Origin of the sequence: Nocardioides sp. YIM 152588 (assembly GCF_040191335.1) — a bacterium.
GTDB lineage: Bacteria > Actinomycetota > Actinomycetes > Propionibacteriales > Nocardioidaceae > Nocardioides.
In genome coordinates this window covers 73,866-95,452 of record NZ_JBEGDJ010000013.1, presented here as the reverse complement: position 1 = coordinate 95,452, position 21,587 = coordinate 73,866, and the positions used below count along the sequence as shown (strand labels likewise).

At 72.2% G+C, this 21,587-nt stretch carries 19 protein-coding genes; 11 read left to right on the top strand and 8 right to left on the bottom strand.

From position 1 onward, the window contains the following. Window positions 1-984, top strand: a 984-nt coding sequence (locus ABLM29_RS09200) for an MFS transporter (RefSeq protein ID WP_349713794.1), incomplete at its 5' end; no start/stop codon positions are given. A gap of 20 nt (window positions 985-1,004) precedes the next feature. Here the strand turns inward: ABLM29_RS09200 and ABLM29_RS09195 are convergent. Next, the gene (locus ABLM29_RS09195) at window positions 1,005-2,441 is read right to left on the bottom strand and encodes an aminopeptidase P family protein (protein ID WP_349713793.1); all 1,437 of its coding nucleotides are present in this window, start codon (window positions 2,439-2,441) and stop codon (window positions 1,005-1,007) included. 59 nt (window positions 2,442-2,500) lie between these two features. On the opposite strand from ABLM29_RS09195, the gene ABLM29_RS09190 reads away from it, so the two are divergent. The 6 genes from ABLM29_RS09190 to ABLM29_RS09165 all read left to right on the top strand — a co-directional run bounded on the left by ABLM29_RS09190 (window position 2,501) and on the right by ABLM29_RS09165 (window position 9,881). After that, window positions 2,501-3,622, top strand: a complete 1,122-nt coding sequence (locus tag ABLM29_RS09190; RefSeq protein ID WP_349713792.1) for a PrsW family intramembrane metalloprotease — start codon at window positions 2,501-2,503, stop codon at window positions 3,620-3,622. A gap of 17 nt (window positions 3,623-3,639) precedes the next feature. Continuing rightward, a complete protein-coding gene (locus ABLM29_RS09185) occupies window positions 3,640-5,370 on the top strand; it encodes a dynamin family protein (protein WP_349713791.1) in 1,731 nt (576 codons plus the stop codon). Continuing rightward, complete coding sequence (locus tag ABLM29_RS09180; protein WP_349713790.1) at window positions 5,367-6,998, top strand: GTPase; 1,632 nt, start codon at window positions 5,367-5,369, stop codon at window positions 6,996-6,998. The genes ABLM29_RS09185 and ABLM29_RS09180 overlap by 4 nt, the downstream gene beginning before the upstream one ends. Before the next feature lie 151 nt (window positions 6,999-7,149). Continuing rightward, window positions 7,150-7,560 (top strand): single-stranded DNA-binding protein, encoded by a 411-nt coding sequence (locus ABLM29_RS09175; RefSeq protein ID WP_349713789.1) that lies wholly within the window; start codon window positions 7,150-7,152, stop codon window positions 7,558-7,560. A 94-nt stretch (window positions 7,561-7,654) separates the two neighbouring features. Continuing rightward, window positions 7,655-9,337 carry an energy-dependent translational throttle protein EttA gene (gene ettA, locus ABLM29_RS09170; protein WP_349713788.1) on the top strand — a complete coding sequence of 561 codons (1,683 nt, stop codon included), beginning with the start codon at window positions 7,655-7,657 and terminating at the stop codon, window positions 9,335-9,337. Between the two features lie 196 nt (window positions 9,338-9,533). Then, entirely contained in the window at window positions 9,534-9,881 is a 348-nt protein-coding gene (locus tag ABLM29_RS09165) for a UBP-type zinc finger domain-containing protein (protein ID WP_349713787.1), read from the top strand. Window positions 9,882-9,918: 37 nt separating this feature from the next. On the opposite strand, the gene ABLM29_RS09160 is transcribed toward ABLM29_RS09165, so the two are convergent. The 3 genes from ABLM29_RS09160 to ABLM29_RS09150 form a co-directional block, all read right to left on the bottom strand. Beyond that, entirely contained in the window at window positions 9,919-10,977 is a 1,059-nt protein-coding gene (locus tag ABLM29_RS09160) for an isopenicillin N synthase family dioxygenase (RefSeq protein WP_349713786.1), read from the bottom strand. A gap of 248 nt (window positions 10,978-11,225) precedes the next feature. Next, window positions 11,226-11,747 (bottom strand): MarR family winged helix-turn-helix transcriptional regulator, encoded by a 522-nt coding sequence (locus ABLM29_RS09155; RefSeq protein ID WP_349713785.1) that lies wholly within the window; start codon window positions 11,745-11,747, stop codon window positions 11,226-11,228. A gap of 135 nt (window positions 11,748-11,882) precedes the next feature. Further along, window positions 11,883-13,097 carry an acetyl-CoA C-acetyltransferase gene (locus ABLM29_RS09150; protein ID WP_349713784.1) on the bottom strand — a complete coding sequence of 405 codons (1,215 nt, stop codon included), beginning with the start codon at window positions 13,095-13,097 and terminating at the stop codon, window positions 11,883-11,885. Window positions 13,098-13,207: 110 nt separating this feature from the next. Here ABLM29_RS09150 and ABLM29_RS09145 point away from each other — a divergent pair, with 110 nt between their 5' ends. Beyond that, window positions 13,208-14,098 (top strand): acyl-CoA thioesterase, encoded by an 891-nt coding sequence (locus tag ABLM29_RS09145; RefSeq protein WP_349713783.1) that lies wholly within the window; start codon window positions 13,208-13,210, stop codon window positions 14,096-14,098. A gap of 16 nt (window positions 14,099-14,114) precedes the next feature. Here the strand turns inward: ABLM29_RS09145 and ABLM29_RS09140 are convergent, their stop codons facing one another. Both ABLM29_RS09140 and ABLM29_RS09135 read right to left on the bottom strand, forming a co-directional pair. Then, complete coding sequence (locus ABLM29_RS09140; protein ID WP_349713782.1) at window positions 14,115-14,501, bottom strand: globin; 387 nt, start codon at window positions 14,499-14,501, stop codon at window positions 14,115-14,117. 7 nt (window positions 14,502-14,508) lie between these two features. After that, window positions 14,509-15,543, bottom strand: a complete 1,035-nt coding sequence (locus tag ABLM29_RS09135; RefSeq protein ID WP_349713781.1) for a mechanosensitive ion channel family protein — start codon at window positions 15,541-15,543, stop codon at window positions 14,509-14,511. Between the two features lie 85 nt (window positions 15,544-15,628). Between ABLM29_RS09135 and ABLM29_RS09130 the strand changes: the two genes are divergently transcribed. Next, on the top strand, window positions 15,629-15,997 hold the full coding sequence (locus ABLM29_RS09130; protein WP_349713780.1) for a hypothetical protein: 369 nt from the start codon (window positions 15,629-15,631) through the stop codon (window positions 15,995-15,997). 25 nt (window positions 15,998-16,022) lie between these two features. Beyond that, entirely contained in the window at window positions 16,023-16,376 is a 354-nt protein-coding gene (locus tag ABLM29_RS09125; RefSeq protein ID WP_349713779.1) for a DUF5130 family protein, read from the top strand. A gap of 91 nt (window positions 16,377-16,467) precedes the next feature. On the opposite strand, the gene ABLM29_RS09120 is transcribed toward ABLM29_RS09125, so the two are convergent. Together ABLM29_RS09120 and pepN are read right to left on the bottom strand one after the other, a co-directional pair. Further along, entirely contained in the window at window positions 16,468-16,923 is a 456-nt protein-coding gene (locus ABLM29_RS09120) for a GNAT family N-acetyltransferase (RefSeq protein ID WP_349713778.1), read from the bottom strand. 153 nt (window positions 16,924-17,076) lie between these two features. Next, window positions 17,077-19,665 carry an aminopeptidase N gene (gene pepN / locus ABLM29_RS09115; protein WP_349713777.1) on the bottom strand — a complete coding sequence of 863 codons (2,589 nt, stop codon included), beginning with the start codon at window positions 19,663-19,665 and terminating at the stop codon, window positions 17,077-17,079. Between the two features lie 199 nt (window positions 19,666-19,864). Here pepN and ABLM29_RS09110 point away from each other — a divergent pair, with 199 nt between their 5' ends. Then, window positions 19,865-21,520, top strand: coding sequence for a CHAP domain-containing protein (locus ABLM29_RS09110; protein ID WP_349713776.1), 1,656 nt, complete (start codon window positions 19,865-19,867; stop codon window positions 21,518-21,520). Window positions 21,521-21,587 lie beyond the last annotated feature (67 nt).

Sequence of the window (21,587 nt, the reverse complement as noted above, 5' to 3'; positions counted from 1 at the left end):
CGGGCCGCCCGCGCCTGGGCGCTGGCCGGCGCGGTCGCCGCCGCCCTCGGGCCCGCGCTCGGCGGCATCCTGGTCCAGGCCTCCTGGCACTGGGCCTTCCTGATCAACGTGCCGGTCGGGATCGCGCTGGTCGTGGTCGCCGTCCGGGTGCTGCCCGACCCCCGGCACGACGACCAGGTCGCCCGCCCCGACCTGGTCGGCGCCGCCGGGATCGCGGTGTCGGCCGGCGCGCTCGTGCTGGCGCTGGTCCAGGGGGAGGAGTGGGGCTGGCTCAGTGCGTCGACGCTGGCCGCGGTGGTCGTCGCGGCCGCGACGGCCGTGCTGGTCGTCGTCCGGTGCCGCACCCACCCGGTCCCGGTGATCGACCCGGCGCTGTTCCGGGTCCCCGCGTTCACCGCGGCCACGACGACCACCGTGCTCTTCAACACCGCCTTCGGCGGGGCGCTGCTCGGCGCGATCCTGTGGCTGCAGGCCGTGTGGGGTTACGGCGCCCTGCAGACCGGCCTGGCCATCGCCCTCGGGCCGCTCACCGTCCCGGTGACCTCGATCGTCGTGCACCGGCTGCTGCCGGGGGCGCGGCCGATGGCCCTGATCGTCGCCGGCTGCGCGGTCTTCGCCGCGGGCACGGCGCTGCTCGTCGCGACGCTGGGGCCGGAGCCGGCGTACGTGACCGGTCTGCTGCCCGGCTGGCTGCTGGCCGGCGTCGGCGTCGGCCTGGCCATGCCGAACCTGGTCGCCGCCGCGACCGCCGACCTCCCCGCGGCGCGCACCTCGACCGGCAGCGCGGTGGTCGCGATGGCCCGCCAGATCGGCCTCGCGCTGGGGGTCAGCCTCCTGGTCGCGGTCCTCGGCGCGACCGGGCCGACCCCGGAGACGCTGGACCGGGCGTTCCTGGCGCTGGCCGGCGCGGCGGTGCTGGCCGGCCTCACCGGCGCGACGCTCGCCCTGACGGCGCGACGGGCCCAGGCGGCCGTCGCCGCCTGAGCCCGTCGTGGTGCCCGAGGTCAGCCGCGCAGGCGGGCCATCCAGTCCTCGAGGCCCTGCACGTCGCGGGGCATGGCCGACGACATGTTCCGGACGCCGTCGGCGGTGACCACCACGTCGTCCTCGATCCGGATGCCGATGCCGCGCAGCTCCTCGGGCACCAGCAGGTCGTCGGCCTGGAAGTACAGGCCGGGCTCCACGGTGAGCACCATGTTCTCCGCCAGGGTGCCGTCGCGGTAGGACTCCGGCGCGGCCTGGCCGCAGTCGTGGACGTCCATGCCGAGCATGTGGCTGACGCCGTGCAGCGTCCAGCGCGAGTAGACCTTCGAGCTCGGGTCCAGCGCCTCCTCGACCGACACCGGGAGCAGCCCGAGGTCGGAGAGGCCGTTGGCCAGCACCACCATCGCGGCCTCGTGGCCGGCCAGGAACGGCTTGCCCGGGGCCAGCGCGGCGATCGCGGCCTCCTGCGAGTTGAAGACCAGGGTGTAGAGGTCGCGCTGCAGGTCGGTGAAGGCGCCGCTGACCGGGATCGTGCGGGTGATGTCGGCGGTGTAGAGGTTGTGATTCTCGACACCCATGTCGAGCAGGATCAGGTCCCCGGGCACCACCGCGCCGGAGTTCTCGATCCAGTGCAGCGTGGTCGCGTGGGGGCCTCCTGCGACGATCGAGTCGTAGCCGATGTCGTTGCCCATCGCCCGCGCGCGGCGGAAGAAGGTGCCCTCCAGCCAGCGCTCGCCGTAGCGCAGCACGTTCTCCCACTCGCGCAGGCTGTCCTCGAAGCCGAGGGCGGTCGCGTCGACCGCCTCCTGGAGCTCGCCGAGCTCCCACTCGTCCTTGACCAGGCGCATCTCGGAGGCCACGCGGGCGAAGTCGGCGTCGCGGGTCGCGTCCGCCGGGACCAGCGCGTCGACGTCGGCCGAGACGCCGCGGTGCACCCGGGTCTTCACCGGCTTCGCGAGCAGGTCGCCGAGCTCGGAGATGTGCCGCACGGGCAGGCCCAGCAGCGCCTCCAGCTCGCCCAGGGAGGGCCTCCGACCTGCCCAAAGGGCGCCGTATTGGCGGTCGCGGAAGAACTCGTCGCTGTCCAGGCCGGAGCGCGGCCGGGCGTACAGCGTCGAGGAGCCGTCGGGCTCGACCACGAGCACCGCGTCGGAGGTCTGGTTGCCCGAGAAGTAGGTGTGGGCGGTGTCGGGGCGGAACCGGTAGTCGGTGTCGTTGGCCCGGACCTTGAAGGTGCCGGCGGGCAGGACCAGGCGCTCGCCCGGGAACATCGCGGCCAGCCGCGCGCGGCGGTCGCGGGCGTACGGCGCGATCGGGTGCTCCGCGACCTCCCGCTCGGGGTCCGCCCACCCGGTCCGCATGAACGCGGCGTAGGCGTCCGGCACCGGCTGGTCGTGGGACTCGGTCCGCGGGGCCTCGGTCACCTGGTCGGTCTGCTCTGCTGCCTGCTCGTTCACCCATCCAGGGTACGCCGGGAAATCCGGGGTACGAAGTCGCTGCCGATAGGCTTCGGCCCATGCATGCCCACCACCGCGAGAGCGTTGCGTTCACGGTCCTCGTGACCGTCGCGGTGGCCCTCGGCGCGGCGGCGGTCCTGCTCCTGCTCGCGTTCTCCGGTGCGCCCTCGATCACGCTCCTCGCGACGGCCCTCGCGGCACTGCCGGTCGGCCCCGTGCTGGCGGCGTACCTCTGGCTGGACCGCTACGAGCCCGAGCCCAAGCGGCTGCTCGCGCTCGGGCTGCTCTGGGGCGCCTGCGTCGCCACCGTCGCGGCGCTGGTCGTCCAGGGCCTGGGCGGCTTCGTCGTCGGCGTGACCAGCAACGCCTCGCTGGCGATCGTGGCGCCGATCACCGAGGAGGCCTCGAAGGGCCTGTTCCTGCTCCTGCTCCTCTGGTGGCGCCGCGCCGAGGTGGACGGCATCCTCGACGGCATCGTCTACGCCGGCATGGTCGGCATCGGCTTCGCCTTCACCGAGAACATCCTCTACCTGGCCGCGGCCTACGACGGCATGGACGGGATGGGGCCCGGCGGGATCGCCGGGGTGACCTCCACGTTCGTGCTGCGGTGCCTGTTCAGCCCGTTCGCCCACCCGCTCTTCACCGCCTTCATCGGCGTCGGCGTCGGCATCGCAGTGACCTCCCGGTCGACGGCCGTCCGCATCGGCGCGCCGGTGCTCGGGTACGGCGCGGCGGTGCTCGCCCACGGGCTCTGGAACGCCTCGACGATCTTCGGCCTCGGCTCGTTCCTCGCGGTCTACCTGGTGCTGATGGCGCCCGCCTTCGTGGGCATGGTCGGGCTCGCCCTGTGGGCGCGCGGCTCCGAGCGCCAGATGCTTGCCGTCGCCCTCGAGGACGCCGCCCGCCGCGGCCTCATCCCGGCCACCGACATCGGCTGGGTGGTGGACCTGCGGGCCCGGCGGATCGCCCGGCGGCACGCGCGCACCGTCGGCGGCCCCGACGCGCAGCGGGCGATGGAGGAGTACCAGCAGGCCGCCGTCGAGCTCGGTTACCTGCACCACCGGTTGCTGCGGGGCACCGCCCCGCGCGACTGGCAGGCCCGTGGTCAGTCGTTCCTGCACAGCATCCAGGAGAGCCGGCCGCGGTTCTCCTTCCCCGGACAGGTGGTACCTCAGCAATGACCGGAAACGAGGCTGCCGTGACGGCCGTACTCGCCGACGCGACCGGCGGCGCCAAGCTGCTCACCGAGGTCGTGCGGCTCAACGGCGCGCTCAAGGATGCCCCGCTGCCCCTCGACCTCCCGGGCGTCGAGCCCCTCCGCGAGACCCGCGCCCAGCTGATCGAGCAGCTCGAGGACTACGTCATCCCGCGGTTGATGACCCTCGAGGCGCCGCTGCTGACCGTGGTCGGCGGCTCCACCGGCGCGGGCAAGTCGACCCTGGTCAACAGCCTGGTCGGCCACCGCGTGACCACCCCCGGCGTGCTCCGCCCGACCACCATGTCGCCGGTGCTCGTGCACCACCCCGACGAGGGCCACTGGTTCGGCCCGGACCGGCTGCTGCCCGACCTCAAGCGGGTCACCTCGCCGACCACCGACCAGGGCTCGATCCAGCTGGTGGCCACCGAGGCGATGCCGCGCGGCCTGGCGCTGCTCGACGCGCCCGACGTCGACTCCGTCGACGAGCGCAACCGCGAGCTCGCCGGCCAGCTCCTCGCGGCCGCCGACCTGTGGCTCTTCGTCACCTCCGCGGCGCGGTACTCCGACCAGGTGCCGTGGGAGTACCTCAAGCAGGCCGTCGAGCGTTCCACCGCCGTCGCGCTGATCCTCGACCGGACCGCGCCGGAGGCGGTGTCGACGGTCTCCGCGCACCTGGCCCGGATGATGGCCGCGCGCGGCCTCAAGGACTCCCCGCTGTTCGCGGTGCCCGAGGGCTCCGTCGACGGCGAGGGCCTGCTGCCCGCCGGCCACGTCGGTGAGGTGCGCGGCTGGCTCGAGGCGCTCGCCGCCGACGCCCCCGCCCGCCGCGGTGTCGTGAACCAGACCGTCGGCGGTGCCGTGCGCACGGTGACCCGCAAGGCGTTCCCGATCGCCGACGCCGCCTCCGCCCAGGTCGACGCCGTCGCCGAGCTGCTGGCCGGCGTGGACAGCGTGTACGACGACGCCACGGCCGGCCTGGTGGCCGCCGCCACCGACGGCTCGATGCTCCGCGGCGACCTGCTGGCCCGCTGGCAGGAGTTCGTCGGCAGCGGCGAGCTGATCCGGTCGCTGGACGCCAAGGTCGGCTTCGTCCGCGAGCGCCTGGTCAACGCGATCAAGGGCAAGCCCCAGCAGGCCGAGCGGGTCGCGATCGCCGCCGAGGTGGCGTTCGAGGCGCTCGTCAACGACCACGCCGAGCGCGCCGCCCAGGCCGCCTCGGCCGGCTGGTCCGACTCCGAGCACGGCGACGCGCTGCTCTCCGCGGTGACCGACGACCTCTCCCGCGCCGGGCGCGCCCTGCGCACCCGCGCGGCCAGCTCCTCGCGGGAGTGGCAGGCCGAGCTCCAGGCGATCGTCAAGGAGGGCAGCGGCGACGTGCGCGCCACGGCCCGGTTCCTGGCGCTCGGCGTCCGCGGCCTGGCGATCGCGCTGGCCGTGGTGACCATGGGTGAGGACGCGCCGCAGGGGCAGACCACCGAGTCGGTGGAGCTCGGCCGGCGGCTGCTGGACACGGTGGTCGGCGCGCCGCAGGCCGAGGCGATGGTCGGGGCCGCCCGCCTGTCGGCGCAGCAGCGGATGCGGACGCTGATCACGGGGGAGAGGGAGCGCTACTTCGCCCCGGCACACGCCTGGGAGCTGAAGCCGGAGGCGCCCGACCAGCTGCGGCACGCGGCGCGTCGGGTCGACGATCTGCGGTTCGCCGCGAAGAAGGGACTGGGTGAGCGTTGGTGACGGCGCGCTCGGAGGAGGAGGTCGGTCAGGTCCGCGACCTGGCGACCCGCGGTACGGCGCTGGGGTCGCGCCTCGATGGACTGGACGCCGCCGTGGCGGCGGCCCGGGGACGGCTCGACGAGTCGTTGCTCGACGACGTCACCGGGGCGACCCGGCGGGCCACCGAACGGCTGCGGCTCTCGGCCCAGCACACCGTGGTCGCGATCGCCGGGGCGACCGGGTCGGGCAAGTCCTCGACCTACAACGCCCTGGCCGAGCTCGAGCTGTCGTCCGTCGGCACCCGCCGGCCGACGACCTCGTGGGCGACCGCCGTGGTCTGGGGCGCCGAGGGCGCCGGCGAGCTGCTCCAGTGGCTCGGGATCCCGCCCCGCTACCAGACGATGCGTGACTCGCTGCTCGACTCCCGCCGCGACGCGCGCGAGTTCGAGGGCGTCGTGCTGATGGACCTGCCCGACCACGACTCGACCGAGGTCGCGCACCACCTCGAGGTGGACCGCCTGGTCGAGCTGGCCGACCTGCTGGTCTGGGTGGTCGACCCGCAGAAGTACGCCGACGCCGCCCTGCACGACCGCTACCTGAAGCCGCTGGCCGGCCACCAGGACGTCATGCTCGTGGTGGTCAACCACATCGACACCATCCCCGAGGACGAGCGGGACGCGATGGTCGCCGACGTGCGGCGCCTGCTCGTCGCCGACGGCCTCGCCGACATCCCGGTCCTGCCGATCAGCGCCCGGCACGGCATCGGCATGGACGAGCTGCGCCGCGAGATCACCGACCGGGTGGCGTCGAAGCGGGCCACCGCGATGCGCGTCGAGGCCGACGTCGCCACGGCTGCCCGCCGCCTGGAGGGCGCCGGCGGGACCGCGGCGCCGCGGGAGGTCACGACGGAGGCCGTGGAGGAGCTGCAGACGAAGGTCGATGACGCCGCCGGCGTACCGGTGCTCGCCGCGGGCGTGCGGCGCACCGTCGCCTCGCGTACCGGCCGGGCCACCACGTGGCCCCCGCTGGCGCTCTTCGGCCGCACCCCGGACCAGGCGCTGGTCGCCGAGCTCGGGGACGAGCTGCCCGCGCACTCCGACGCCCCGCAGGTCGGGCAGGTGCAGCGCGGCGCGCTGCACACGGCGATCCGCGAGTTCGCCGACGGCATCGGCCGCGACCTGGCCACCCCGTGGGAGCGGGCGCTGCGGGCGGCCGCCACCGACGACCTGGACGAGACGGGCCAGCGGATCGACAGCGAGCTGCGTGGCGTCGAGCTCGGTGCCGGACGGATCCCGTGGTGGGCCCACCTGCTCCGGCTGGTGCAGTGGCTGCTCCTCGCCGGGGCGCTCGCCGGGGGCGTGTGGTGGGGCCTCGCCGCGGCATCGGTCGTCGAGGACGCGCCGGACGTGGTCGGCTACCCGGCACCCGCGGTGGTGCTCGTCGGCTGCCTCGCCGCCGGCCTGGTGCTCGCCGTGCTGGGTCGCATCGCCGCCGCGGCCGCGGCCCGCTCGCGGGCGCGTCGCGCGGAGGAGAACCTGCGCGACGCCGTCGCCGGGGTCCTGGAGGAGCGCGTCGTCCAGCCGGTCCGCGAGGCCAACCGCGACTACGCCGACTTCCGCTCCGGCGTCCTGGCGGCCCTCGGCGAGTAGGGGTCCTCGGGCCACCTGCCGTCCACAGGGCCGGCCCACGGCCGTCCCTCTCCACAGGAGCCGCCCGGTGGTCGGTTCGACCGTCGGGGGTCTCGCCTGGACTCCTCCCGTGCGGCCCGCGCCCGCGGGCCGTCCGAGAGAGGAGAAGGCGATGAGCAACGACACGATGGTGACCCTGCAGGGCTGGCTCGGCGGCGACCCGACCGGCCGCGACGCGGGCGGCGTCCCGGTGACCCACTTCCGGGTGGGCTGCACCCCGCGGCGGTTCCACCGCCAGCGCGAGGAGTGGGTCGACGGCGAGACGCAGTGGTACACGGTGAACGCCTGGCGCACCCTGGCCGAGCACTGCCTGCGCTCGCTGCGCAGGGGCGACCCGGTGGTGGTCCACGGCCGGCTCACCCACCGCACCTACGTCAACAAGGCCAACACCGAGGTGCTCGCCCTGGAGGTCGAGGCGATCACGGTCGGCCACGACCTGACCCGCGGGTGCAGCGCGTTCAGCCGGTCGCCGCTGCGGGACCGGGCGGACGGTTCGGCGACGCCGGAGGCCACCGCGGCCTAGCGGATCCGCCCCGTGCGGCCGGGGTGGCCGTCCGCCTGGAGGGACGGTCACCCCGAACGGGCTTCCCGGCGCGATTCTGCGTAGCCTTGCCGCCATGGCGGAATACATCCTCTCCCTGCGCAACGTGCGCAAGGCGCACGGCGACAAGGTCGTCCTCGACAACGTGACGTTGTCGTTCCTGCACGGTGCCAAGATCGGCGTCGTCGGCCCCAACGGCATGGGCAAGTCCTCGCTGCTCAAGCTGATGGCCGGCCTCGACCAGCCCAACAACGGCGACATCGTCCGCGACCCCGACGGCACCGTCGGGATGCTCCAGCAGGAGCCGCCGCTGACCGAGGGCAAGACCGTCCTGGAGAACGTCGAGGAGGCGGTCGCCGAGATCAAGGGCAAGCTCGACCGGTTCAACAAGATCTCCGAGGAGCTCGCCGACCCGGACGCCGACTACGACACGCTCCTGGCCGAGATGGGCGACCTCCAGACCGACCTGGACCACGCCAACGCCTGGGACCTCGACTCCCGCCTCGACCAGGCCATGGACGCCCTGCGCTGCCCGCCGCCGGAGCTGCTCGTCGACAACCTGTCGGGTGGTGAGCGCCGCCGCGTCGCGCTCTGCAAGCTGCTGCTGCAGCAGCCCGACCTCCTGCTCCTCGACGAGCCCACCAACCACCTCGACGCCGAGTCGGTGCAGTGGCTGGAGGGTCACCTCAAGAGCTACCCGGGCGCCGTCCTCGCGGTCACCCACGACCGGTACTTCCTGGACAACGTCGCCGAGTGGATCGCCGAGGTCGACCGCGGCCAGATCCACGGCTACGAGGGCAACTACTCCACCTATCTGGAGACCAAGAAGGAACGGCTCAAGATCGAGGGCCAGAAGGACGCCAAGCGCGCCAAGATGCTCGAGAAGGAGCTGGAGTGGGTCCGCTCCAACGCCAAGGCGCGGCAGACCAAGTCCAAGTCCCGTCTCGCCCGCTACGAGGAGATGGCGGCCGAGGCCGACCGCGCCCGCAAGGTCGACACCGCCGACATCAACATCCCGCCGGGCCCGCGCCTCGGTGACGTGGTCCTCGAGGCCGACCACCTGGTCAAGGCGTTCGACGACCGCACGCTGTGGAACGACATCAGCTTCACGCTGCCGCGCGCCGGCATCGTGGGCGTCGTCGGCCCCAACGGCGTCGGCAAGACCACGCTGTTCCGGATGATCACCGGCGGAGAGACGCCCGACGAGGGCAAGCTGACCGTCGGTCAGACCGTCAAGCTCTCCTACGTCGACCAGTCCCGCGGCGGGATCGACCCCAACAAGAACGTCTGGGAGGTCGTCTCCGACGGCCTGGACTTCATCAAGGTCGCCAACTTCGAGATGAACTCGCGCGCCTACGTCGCGTCGTTCGGCTTCAAGGGCCCCGACCAGCAGAAGAAGGCCGGCGTGCTCTCCGGCGGTGAGCGCAACCGCCTCAACCTGGCGCTCACCCTCAAGCAGGGCGGCAACGTGCTGCTCCTCGACGAGCCCACCAACGACCTCGACGTGGAGACCCTCTCCAGCCTCGAGGACGCGCTGCTGGACTTCCCGGGCTGCGCCGTGGTCACCTCCCACGACCGGTGGTTCCTCGACCGCATCGCCACCCACATCCTCGCCTGGGAGGGCGACGAGGAGGACGGCGGCAAGTGGTTCTGGTTCGAGGGCAACTTCGCCTCCTACGAGGAGAACAAGGTCGAGCGCCTCGGCGTCGAGGCCGCCCGCCCGCACCGCGTCACCCACCGCCGCCTGACCCGCGATTGAGCACGAGTCGGCACAAGCTGACGCGCAGCGCTGCGCGAGTCGGCACAAACTGACGGGCCGGTCCAGACCGCAGAGCGCGAGTCGGCAGAAACTTTCTGCCGACTCGTGCTCGCGACTTGTCAGTTTGTGCCGACTCGCGGCGCATGGTGGAGCGGAGGTCGCGCCCCGACGTCCGTCCGGGCAGGATGAGGGTCCTATGAGCGCCAGCGACGAGATCGACCCCACGGCCGTGCCGAGCGGTCCCGGCTGCCTGGAGTGCGAGTCAGCCGGTGGCTGGTGGCTGCACCTGCGCCGCTGCGCCGGGTGCGGGCACATCGGCTGCTGCGACTCGTCCCCGAGCCAGCACGCCAGCGGCCACTGGCGGGCGACGGGCCATCGCTACGTCCGGAGCTCCGAGCCGGGCGAGGCCTGGTTCTGGGACTACCGGGACCAGGACTTCGCCGACGGCCCTCCGCTGGCCGACCCGCAGCACCGCCCGCTCTCGCAGGCGGTCCCGGGGCCGGCCGACCGGGTGCCGAGCGACTGGCGGCAGCACCTCCACTGACGAGCGCGCGCCGGCAGGGAGTCTCTGCCGACTCGCGTCAGGCGCTGGCGCCGCTGAGGCGGGCCGCCTCGCGGTCGGCTCCCGCCGGCTTCTCGCCCGTGCTCAGCCCGGACTTGAGGCCCGCGATCTTCGCCGCCAGGTGGTCGGCGATGGTGATCGGCTCGTACCGGGGCCCGTCCGCGCCCACCGTCTGCGGCAGCGGCTCGACGACGGCGTCGTGGTTGCCGTCGAAGAAGAACGCGGCGGAGCGGCGACGGATCACGCGGCCGTCGATCACAGGCGGGTTCACCCGGTGCAGGGTCGACTGCCACTGGTCGTTGGTCAGCCGGGCCGTCGCGTCGCCGAGGTTGACCAGCAGCGCGCCGTCGGCCGGCATCACGTCGTGCCAGCCGCCGTCCGAGCCGAGCACCTGGAGCCCGGCCACCTGGTCGGCCCACAGCAGGGTGATCAGCCCGAAGTCCGTGTGGGCGCCCATCCCGGTCAGCTCGCCGGCGATCTCGATGTCGCCCTCGGGCAGCGTGTAGTTGTTCATCTTCAGCGTGTCGATCGAGCGGTCGACGAGGCCGTCGAAGTGGTCCGGCTGCAGCCCGAGCGCCTCGCTGCACGCCCGCAGCAGGACGCGCGAGGCCGCCGTGACCTCGCGCAGGTACGCCTCGATCGCGGGGCGGAACTGCGGCACGGCCTCCGGCCAGGTGTTGGACGGGTAGCTCTCCTCGGGCAGCTCGACGCCGTCGTACGCCGCGGTGTCGGTGCCGACCGAGTAGGCCTCGTAGAAGTCGTTCATCATGTTCGCCGGCGTGACGCCCAGGCTGTTGGAGAGCGACTCGGACCTCGGCGGCGTGTAGCCGCGGTTGACGCCGGGCCGCGCGTACCCGCGCTTGAGCCGCGGGTCGAGGTCGAAGAAGGCGTCGAGGGCGTCGGCGAGCCCGGCGATCGCCTCCGGGCTGACCCCGTGGCCGACGAGCTGCAGGAAGCCGACCTCGCGGCACGCGCGGTCGATCTCGGCGGCGACCCGGGCGCACTCGGGGCTGGTCGCCGCCGTGGCGCCGGGGGTCCGGTAGGGGGTGATGTCGATGGTGGGCACGGTGAACCGCATGAGTCTCTCCTCGTGATGGCATGACGATGCATGGCTGTGTCACGTCGGACTCAGCAACGGGGGCCACCCCGCCCATCAACATGTCCGCCGGACCGGCGCGGGCGCCGGGCCGGGGGAGGCTCTCCGATCGTCGACCGGTCGGCGCGTGGCCGCCGGTCGGTCCCTACCTTGCCAAGTGCATGCGATCACTGGCAACAGCCGCCCTGTGAAAGACGTGTTACATGTAGACCGGTGCCTCGTGCGCCTGGTCAGTGGGTGACGGCCTCACCGGAGCGGAGCTCGCGGGCGGGGTGGTCGCCGATCAGCCGGTCCGCCACGGCGTCCATCACCCGGTGCAGCGCGGCGAAGTCCTCGGGGGAGGCCAGGTCGACGAGGTAGTCCCGGACGCCGTTGACGTGCACCGGAGCCGCGGTCCTCAGTGCGTCCCAGCCCTGGTCGGTCAGGCGCGCGAGCACGCCGCGCCGGTCCTCGGGCGACTCGGTGCGCTCGACCAGCCCCTCGCGCTCCATCCGCGCCACCGTGTGGGTGATCCGGCTCCGGCTGTGGGCCAGGGAGTCGGCCAGCTGCGCCATCCGCATCTGCCCGTCGGACTCCGAGAGCCGGACCATCACCTCGTACTCGACCAGCGACATGCCGAACCGGCGGCGCAGGTCGTCCTCGAGCCGGTCGTTGAGCAGCGTGGTGCCCAGCAGGAACGCCCGCCAGGTCTGCTGCTGGGCGGCGTCGAGCCAGCGTGGCTCGACCTCTCCTGGGTCGTCCGGGTCGCTCACGCCCGCCAGTGTAGGTCGGGCCCGCCGCGAGTTGTCCGGACTTTCAGGGTCGCCGCGGCCGGGCCGGACGCAGGACGCCCGGCCACCGTGGGTGGCCGGGCGTCCCGGGGTACGTCGGTCAGCGACCGGTCGAGGTCAGCTCATGCGCTCCAGGATCAGCGCCATGCCCTGGCCGCCGCCCACGCACATGGTGATCAGGCCGGTGGACTTGTCGTGCCAGTCCAGGCTGTTCAGCATCGTGTTCTGCAGGCGGGCGCCGGTCATGCCGAACGGGTGGCCGACCGCGATGGCGCCGCCGTTGACGTTCAGCTTGTCCAGGTCGATGCCGAGGTCCTCGGCCGACGGCAGCACCTGCGCGGCGAAGGCCTCGTTGATCTCGACCAGGTCGATGTCGTTGATGCTCATGCCGGCGTACTTCAGGGCGTTGCGGGTCGCCTCGACCGGGCCGAGGCCCATGATCTCCGGGGAGAGGCCCGAGACGCCGGTGGAGACGATCCGGGCCAGCGGGGTCAGGCCCAGCTCGGCGGCCTTGGTGTCGGACATGACGACGACGGCCGCGGCGCCGTCGTTGAGCGGGCAGCAGTTGGCCGCGGTGACCACGCCGTCGGGGCGGAAGACCGGCTTGAGGTCCTTGACCGCGTCGTACGTGACGCCGGCGCGCGGGCCGTCGTCGGCGGTGACGACGGTGCCGTCGGGGGTGGTGATCGGGGTGATCTCGCGGGCCCAGAAGCCGTCGGCGATCGCCTTCTCGGCCAGGTTCTGCGAGCGCACGCCGAACTCGTCGAGCGTCTTGCGGTCCAGGCCGCGCATCCGCGCGACGTTCTCCGCGGTCTGACCCATCGCGATGTAGACGTCGGGGAGCAGGCCGTCCTCGCGCGGGTCGTGCCAGTCCTTGCCGCCCTGGGCGTACTCCTCGGTGCGCTTCTGGGCGTCGGCGAACTTCGGGTTCTTGGTGTTCGGGATGTGGTCTGAGGTGCCGAACTGGAAGCGCGACACGGCCTCGACGCCACCGGAGATGAAGACGTCGCCCTCGCCGGCCCTGATCGCGTGGAAGGCCATCCGGGTCGACTGCACCGAGGACGCGCAGTAGCGGGTCACGGTGGTGCCGGGGATCTCGTAGCCCATCAGCGCGGTGACGTTGCGGGCCATGTTGTTGCCGGACTCGCCGCCCGGCAGGCCGCAGCCGAGGATGAAGTCGTCGATGTCGTTCGGGTCCAGCGCCGGGATCTTCTCGAGGGCGGCGTTGGAGATGAACGCGGTCAGGTCGTCGGCCCGGAAGTCCTTCAGCGAGCCCTTGTTGGCACGCCCGATGGGCGTGCGGGCGGCGGAAACGATCACTGCTTCAGGCATGCGGCTACTCCGTACTGACGGTGGGAACAGGTTCTCGCAGGCCAGTGTCCCACCTGTCCACCGGCACCGCTTCGGACGGTCCGCTCAGTGGCGTCTGGCACGATGCCGTGGTGCGCCATCGGTATCTGTGCCCCCTGCGGTGGGGCGACATGGACATGCTGGGTCACGTCAACAACGTGCGGTACGTCGACTACCTGCAGGAGGCGCGGGTCGACCTGTTCCGCAGCCACAGCCACGACCGGTACGACGGCGGCACGCCCGGCGAGGCGCTGGTCGAGGGCATCGTGGTGGTCCGCCACGAGGTGACCTTCCTGCGCCCGCTGCTGTTCAGCCGCACCCCGGTGACGATCGAGGTCTGGGTGACCCGGATCCGCACGGCCTCGTTCACGCTGTCGTACGAGATCTTCCACGAGCGGCCCGACGGCACCCGGCGGGTCTACCTGCGCGCGAGCACCGTGCTCGCGCCGTACCGCTTCGACGTCGAGCAGCCGCGCCGGCTCAGCGACGCCGAGCGGGCGATGCTCGAGCAGTTCCTGGAGGCCGAGCCCGCGGCGAAGCGGGCCCCCGCGGTGGCCGTGCGGCCGGCGCCGGAGCGGCACTACCCGGTCCACGTCCGCTTCTCCGACGTCGACGTCTACCGCCACGTCAACAACGTCATGTACTTCGAGTACTTCCAGGAGGCGCGGATCCAGCTGATCACCGACCTCGCCGCGGAGGTGCGCGAGGGCGCGCGGTACCACTTCGTCGTCGCCCAGACCGACGTCGACTACCACCGCGCGCTGACGCTGCGGCCCGAGCCCTACGACTGCTGGACCAGGGTCGCGTCGGTCGGGTCCAGCTCGGTGACGATGGAGGCGACGATCACCGCCCCCGAGGACGGCCAGACCGTGCTCGCGCGGGCGCGGGTCGTGCTGGTCCTCTTCGACCCGGCCACCCAGCGGCCGACGCCGTTCCCCGAGGAGCACCGGGCGCTCCTGGAGGGCCTGGCCGCCGCGGACTGACGGCCGCTCGGCCCATTCAGACGTTCAGCATGAAATTCGCGGCGTGGGTGACGTAGGCCCAGAACCGCGCGTCCTGCTCGGGGGTGAGCTCGACGGAGTCGAGCGCGGCCCGGAAGTGCATGAGCCAGTGGTCGCGGGCCTGCTCGTCCACGCGGAACGGGGCGTGCCGCATCCGCAGCCGCGGGTGGCCCCGCTCGTCGGAGTACGTCGTCGGCCCGCCCCAGTACTGCACGAGGAAGTGCAGGAAGCGCTCCTCGGCGGGGCCGAGGTCCTCCTCGGGGTACATGGGCCGCAGCACCTCGTCGGTCGCGACGCCCTCGTAGAAGCGCGCGACGATCCGCCGGAAGGTCTCGAACCCGCCGATCTCCTCGTAGAAGGTCTCCGCCTCGACGCCCTGGGTCACCGCGCCATCATCCCTCGGAGGTGGTCGATCCGCCGCTTCGGGGCCGCTCGGAGGACTCCTCGGCGTCCCCGGAGCCGGTGGTGTGCTCGCGCTCGTCGCGGTGCCAGACCACCCGCTGGGCGAACGGGATCTCGATGCCCTCGTAGTCGAACCGCGCCTTGATCCGCTGGCGCAGCGCCCGCGCCACGGTCCACTGCTGGAGCGGCGCGGTCTTGACCATCACCCGCACGGTGACGGCGTCCGCGGCCAGGTTCTCCACGCCGGTCACCTCCGGCTCCTCGATCACCACGTCGCGGTAGTCCTCGTCCTCCCACAGGCCGTGGGCGATCTCGCGGAGCACCTCCTGCACGCGGACCAGGTCCTCGCCGTAGCCGACGCCGACGTCGATCACGGCGCGCGACCAGTTCTGGCTCTGGTTGCCCACGCGCATGATCTCGCCGTTGGGGACGTACCAGACGATGCCGTTGATGTCGCGCAGCCGGGTCATCCGCAGGGTGACCGCCTCGACGGTGCCGCTGGCCTCGCCGAGGTCGACCACGTCGCCCACGCCGTACTGGTCCTCGAGGAAGATGAACGTGCCCGAGACGAAGTCCCGCACCAGCGACTGGGCGCCGAACGAGAGCGCCAGGCCGATGATGCCCGCGGAGGCGATGATCGGCGCGATGTTCACGCCGAGCTCGCTGAGGATCATGGTGATCACCACGACGACGATCAGGCCGGTGACGATCGACTTGGCGACGCCGGCCATGGTCTTGGCGCGCTGGCCGCGGCGGTCCGTGGCCGTGAAGTCGACCTTGTCGGGCAGCACGCCCTTCTCCGCCCGACCGGCGAGCCGGTCGATGAGGCGGTGCAGGACCCAGCGGAAGATCGCGCCCAGGACGATCAGCGAGATGACCGCGAGCGGCTTGCCGATCAGGATCGAGGACCAGGTGGACAGGCCCTCCTCGTGCGTCAGGTCGTAGGTGAAGTTGCAGACCTGCTCGTCGGAGCCGCAGGGGTTGTCCAGGGGGAGCAGGAGTGCTGCGGGAGCCCAGATCGCCATTGCTCCAGTAGACCAAATCCCTCCTGATCCTCACGACCCTGGGCCGGGATGGGGGAGTCGGGTCCGGAGTCGATAAGGTATGCCTGTGATCAGCACTGCCGTACGCCGCTCCGCCGCCGCGTTCTCGCTCCTGACCCTGCTCGGGGTCGGCTTCGTCCTCGCCGCCGGTCCGGCGTCGGCCGACACCCCGCAGCCCCTGCCCGGGAGCTGGGAGCCGAAGCCGGAGATCGACCACCTCGAGGTCTGGCTGCTCTTCATCGGGATCCCGGTGCTCGGCTTCCTGATCGTCTCGGCCATCTTCATCGCCCCCGCGCTCGCCCGCGGCGAGTCGATCAACCCCGCCAAGCGCGCCTCCGAGACCCAGTGGATCGGCGGCCCGCGCAAGGAGGCCGGCGAGCTCGCCGCGCCGGACGGCGAGGACTCGGCGGCCGGCGGCGCCGGCGGCTCCTGGTAGTCGAAGCCGCGACCGGAGGCCCGCGATGCCCTACCTGACCCCTGCCGAGCAGGCGACGCTCGACGTCGCCATCCGAGCGGCCGAGCAGGCCTGTCGCGCCGAGATCTCGGTCTACGTCGGCACGGTCGAGGGTGATCAGCGCGCCTTCGCGACCAGCCTGCACAACACACTCGTGCTGCCGGCGCGCAGCATCCTGATCATGGTCGACCCGGGCCGGCGGATCGTCGAGATCGTCACCGGTGGCCACGTGCGCCGCACGCTGACCGATGACGACGTGACGGAGGCGGTCGAGCAGATGAGCGCCTCCTTCGCGGACGGCGACCTCGCGGGCGGCCTGGTCCACGGCGTGCAGCTGCTCGCCGAGCGCACCGCGGCCTGACCCGCGAGTCGGCACTGACTCACGCGCAAAGCGAGCGAGTCGGCACAAACTGACAGTCAGTTTGTGCCGACTCGCGGCGTTCTCGGGTGCGTCAGGCGGCGTCGCGCAGCATCATCACGTTGACGATGCCGTTGTGCTCCAGCTCGCCGACGGCGCGGAAGCCCTGCTCGGCGTGGAAGGCCAGGGACTTGGAGTTGTCCGAGTAGACCTCGAGGCCGACCGGCACGTCGGTGGGCAGCTGCTCGTAGAGCTCGCTGCCGACGCCCTGGCGCTGGTGGTCGGGGGAGACGATCACCCGGTCGAGGTAGACGAACTCGTCGTACCGCTCCGCGAACCAGCGGAAGCGGCTCGAGTCGTAGGTGGCGTCCGGCGGCAGGGTGATGACGAAGCCGGCGACGTCGCCGTCGCGGTCGGCGACGTAGGCGCTGTCCGACATCTTCAGCAGCAGGGAGAGACCCTCGTGGTCGAGGGGGCTGACTGCGTGCAGGGCACCCTGGTTGAGGTCGATGACGTGGTCGTGGTCGTGCTGTGCGATTTCTCGGATCATCACCCTCCATCCTGCCCAGGGTGCACCGCGTCGCAAACTTGGCGACCCCCTGTGTGGCGAGTCTCACGCGCCGCGAGGGCGCCGCGAGCGCGCCCGGGCGGAGACGGCGAGAGGCCCGCCCGGCGAACCGGACGGGCCTCTCGTGCCGCTGGATCAGCCCTCGGCGTCCCGCTCCTGCGCGGCCAGGGCGCGGGCCAGGTCGGCCCGGCCCTCGCCGATGTAGCGCAGCGCGCCGGAGTGCACGCCCTCGGCCTCGTCGGCCAGCCAGGCCTCGACCCGGTCGAGGGTGGCCTGCGTGGCCATCACCCGCGGGAAGATGTGCTCGACCGCGACGGCGGCCCGGTGCGAGCCGACCCGGTCGAAGGCCAGCGGGGCGTCGGCCAGGTAGCGGTCGACGTACTCGGCCAGCACCTCGTCCTGGCCGCCGCGCCAGAAGGACAGCACGATCTCCCGCGCGGTCTCGTTCGGCGTGGTGGCGTCGACCATCGCGGCCTGCCAGGCGCGGGCCTTGGCCTCCGCCGTCGGCTGGGCGGCGCGCGCGGCGGCCGCCTTCTCCATCGCGGTGTTGGTGTTGTCGCCGGCCAGCTCCGCGTCGATCCGCGCGTCGTCGGCGCGACCGAGGCGGGCCAGGTTGTTGAGCAGCACCCAGCGCAGGTCCTGGTCCACGGTGAGGCCCTCGAAGGCCAGCGACCCGTCGAGCAGGCCCTCCAGGTCCGCGATCGCGGCCTCGGAGCCCGCGGCGGCGGCGTAGGTGCGGGCGAAGGTCAGCTGGTGGTCGGTGCCGGCCTCGGCCGCGCCCAGCAGCTCGCGCAGGCCGGTCTCCCAGCGGCCCGACAGCGCCTCGCGGTTGCCCGGCGCGCTGAACAGGCCGACGGCCTGGGCGGCGAAGCGCGGGAAGGCCGTGACGCCCCAGGAGTCGGTCTCGGCGCCGATGTTGCCGAGCACCAGCTCGACGAAGTCGGTGGCCGACATCTCGGCGTCCCGGGTCATGTCCCAGGCGGCGCTCCAGACCAGCGCCCGGGCGAGCGAGTCGTCCAGGTCCGAGAGGTGCGCGACCGCGGTGGCCAGCGAGCGCTCGTCGAGGCGGACCTTCGCGAAGGTCAGGTCGCCGTCGTTGAGCAGCAGCAGGTCGGGCTGGGTCTGGCCGACGAGCTCGGGGATCTCGGTCAGCTCACCATCGACGTCCACCTCGAGGTAGGCGTCGCGGACCAGCTTGCCCTCGTCGAGCCGGTAGGAGCCGATGCCGATGCGGTGCCGGCGCAGCGTGGGCTGCTCGGCGGCCGCGCTCTGCCGGATCGCGAAGGAGGTGTACGACGCGGTGCCGTCGGCGCCGGTGGTGACCTCGAAGACGGGGCGGATCGTGTTGACGCCCGCCTCCTGCAGCCACTCCTTGGCCCAGCCGGTCAGCTCGCGGCCCGAGGACTTCTCCAGGGCGCCGAGCAGGTCGGAGAACTCGGTGTTGTCGTAGGCGTGGTCGCGGAAGTACTGGCCCAGCCCCGCGAGGAAGGGCTCGATGCCCACCCAGGCGACCAGCTGCTTGAGCACCGACGCGCCCTTGGCGTAGGTGATCATGTCGAAGTTGGTCTCGACCGCGTGCAGGTCGACCATGTCGGTCGCGATCGGGTGGGTGCTGGGCAGCTGGTCGGCGCGGTAGCCGGTCTGCTTGCGCATGTTGGCGAAGCCGGTCCAGGCGTCGGCGTAGGAGGTGGCCAGCGCCTCGGCGTGGTAGCAGGCCCACTCGGCGAACGACTCGTTCAGCCAGAGGTCGTCCCACCACCTCATCGTGACCAGGTTGCCGAACCACATGTGGGCCATCTCGTGAAGGATGACCGAGGCCCGGTACTCGTAGAACGAGCGCGGCTGGCGGGAGCGGGGGAGGTACTCGTCGCGCAGCGTCACGCAGCCGGCGTTCTCCATCGCGCCCATGTTGTACTCCGGCACGTAGAGCTGGTCGTACTTCTCGAACGGGTACGGCACGCCGAAGGCGTCCTCGAAGAACGCGAAGCCCTGCTTGGTCAGCGTGACGACCTCGTCCAGGTCGCGCTCCAGCTCGGCCGCCAGCGAGTGGCGGGCGTAGTGGCCGATCGGGATCGAGCCGTTCGGGCCCTCGTAGACGTCCTGGAACTCGACGTAGTCACCGGCGACGATCGCGGTGATGTAGGTCGACATCCGCTTCGTGGTGGGGAAGTTCCACACCGCCACGTCGGCGTTCCCGGGGACCGGGGTGGGCGCGGGGGTGGGCGCGTTGGAGACGACCTTCCAGTGCGCCGGGGCGGTCACGTTGAAGTCGAAGACCGACTTGAGGTCGGGCTGCTCGAAGCAGGCGTAGACGCGGCGGGCGTCCGGCACCTCGAACTGCGAGTACAGGTAGACCCGGCCGTCGGCGGGGTCGACGAAGTGGTGCAGGCCCTCGCCGGTGTGCGAGTAGGTGCAGGCGGCGCGGACCACGACGGTGTTCTCGGCGGCCAGGCCGGTCAGGGTGATCCGGCTGTCGGCGTACGCCGTCGCGGGGTCGACCGGGGCGCCGTTGAGCGTGATCTCCTCGATCGTCGCGTCGACCAGGTCCAGCCAGGTCTCGGCGCCGGGCTCGCTGCACGTGAAGGTGATCGTGCTGGTCGAGCCGAAGGTGGTCGCGCCGTCCTCGATGGCCTGGGTCAGGTCGAGGTCGACGGTGTAGGACGTCACATCGATCAGCGCGCCGCGGGCGGTGGCCTCGTCGCGCGTCAGGTTCATACCGGGCATGACGGCCATCCTCCCAGCGCGACCCAGGGCGGGCGGAATCGGCGCGGCCCGAGGAGGGCGCAGGATCCGACGCGCCCGAGCGCGGGTCGCGAATTACATGGGTGTTGTTTCAGAAAGTCAAGTTTGACACGCGCGGGAACGAAGTGTTTTTTGGGGTTTTTGTTGCGATCTGGGGTTGGAGTGCAAGAAGGTGACGCCTATGCGCCGCGCGACCACGACCGTGCGCTGGTGGTCCCCGCCGGCCACCAGCCTGCTCGTGGCGATCCTGCTGGCCGGACTCCTGGTCGCGGCGGGCGGCCCGGAGTCGACGGTCCGGACGGTGCCGGTGGCCGGGTCGACGTACCTCTGCTCCGGTTACTCCGGCTGCCGCAGCGCCGGCTACTCCGACGCCGGCTACGGCGCGGTGAACAACAAGATGTACTGGCTGATGTACTCCGGCCACAACTGCACCAACTACGCGGCCTACCGGATGATCCAGGCCGGCATGTCCAGCTCCCGTCCGTGGAGCGGCAGCGGCATGGCCTACAACTGGGGCCACGCGATGTCGAAGATCACCGACAAGACCCCCGCGGTCGGCGCGATCGCCTGGTGGGACCGCTACAGCAACGGGATCGGCTCCAGCGGCCACGTCGCCTACGTCGAGCAGGTGGTCTCCGCGACCGAGATCGTCATCTCCGAGGACAGCTGGAACGGCACGTTCCACTGGCGCCGGATCACCAAGGACAGCGGCCGCTGGCCCAGCGGGTTCATCCACTTCAAGGACGCCGAGCAGGCGCTGACCAACACCACCGCTCCCGCGGTCGCGGGCACCGCCCAGGTCGGCGGCACCCTCACCGTGAGCAGGGGTGACTGGTCGCCGAAGCCGCGCAGGGTCACCTTCCAGTGGCTGGCCGACGGCGCGCCGATCTCCGGCGCGGTGTCGCCGCAGTTCGCGCCCACGGCGGCCGAGGTCGGCAAGGCGCTGACCGTCAAGGTCACCGCCCGCAAGCCCAAGCGCACGCCGACCACCGTCGCCACCGCGGCGACGGCCGACGTCGCGGCCGGTGTCTTCGCCAACGCCGGGGCGCCGGCGCTGAGCGGTACGCCGATGCTGGATGAGGAGCTCGTGGTCCAGCAGGGCGCGTGGTCGCCCGCGCCGGGCGAGATCTCCTACAAGTGGAAGGCCGGCCGCAAGGTGATCAAGGGCGCCAGCGGCGCCAGCCTGCTGCTGACCGGCGACCTCGGCGGCAAGAAGGTCAAGGTCGTGGAGATCGTCAGCCGGCCCGGCTACGTCGACTCCCGCTCGGTCTCGGTCGCCACCGACCGCGTGCTGCAGGGCCGGATCGAGGTGGAGACCCCGTTCGCCCTCCTCGGCAGGCCGGACCTCGGCGCCGAGCTCACCGTCGAGCCCGGCGTGGTCACCCCCGCCGACGCGGCCGTCACCTACACGTGGCTCCGCAACGGCGTGCCGATCCCGGACGCGACCGGCACCACCTACGTGACCACCGCGGCGGACCTCGGCGCGCTGGTCAGCGTGACGGCCACGCTGAGCCGCCGCAACTACCTCTCCGAGACCACCGCGGCGGCGCTGCCCGAGCTGGTCCGCTCCCAGCCCACGATGGAGCTGGCGGCCGTCGGCAGGCCCCACCGTGCGGTGGTGAAGGTCCGGGTCACGGCGCCCGGCGTCGTACCGGTCCCGGGGAAGGTGCTGGTGAAGGTCGGCGGCCAGGAGGAGTGGGTCACCCTCAGCGACGGCCAGGGACGCGTCGTGATCGGCGACCTGCGCCGCGGGACCCGCAAGGTCCGGGCGTTCTACCAGGGCGGCACCGTCCTGTACGGCGCCAAGGCGCGCACCACGGTGCGCGTCGAGCGCTGAGGCCGATCCCACACCCGCCCGCGGAATGCGGCTCGCCCGGAAGGCGTTGTGACGGATGTGCTTGAAA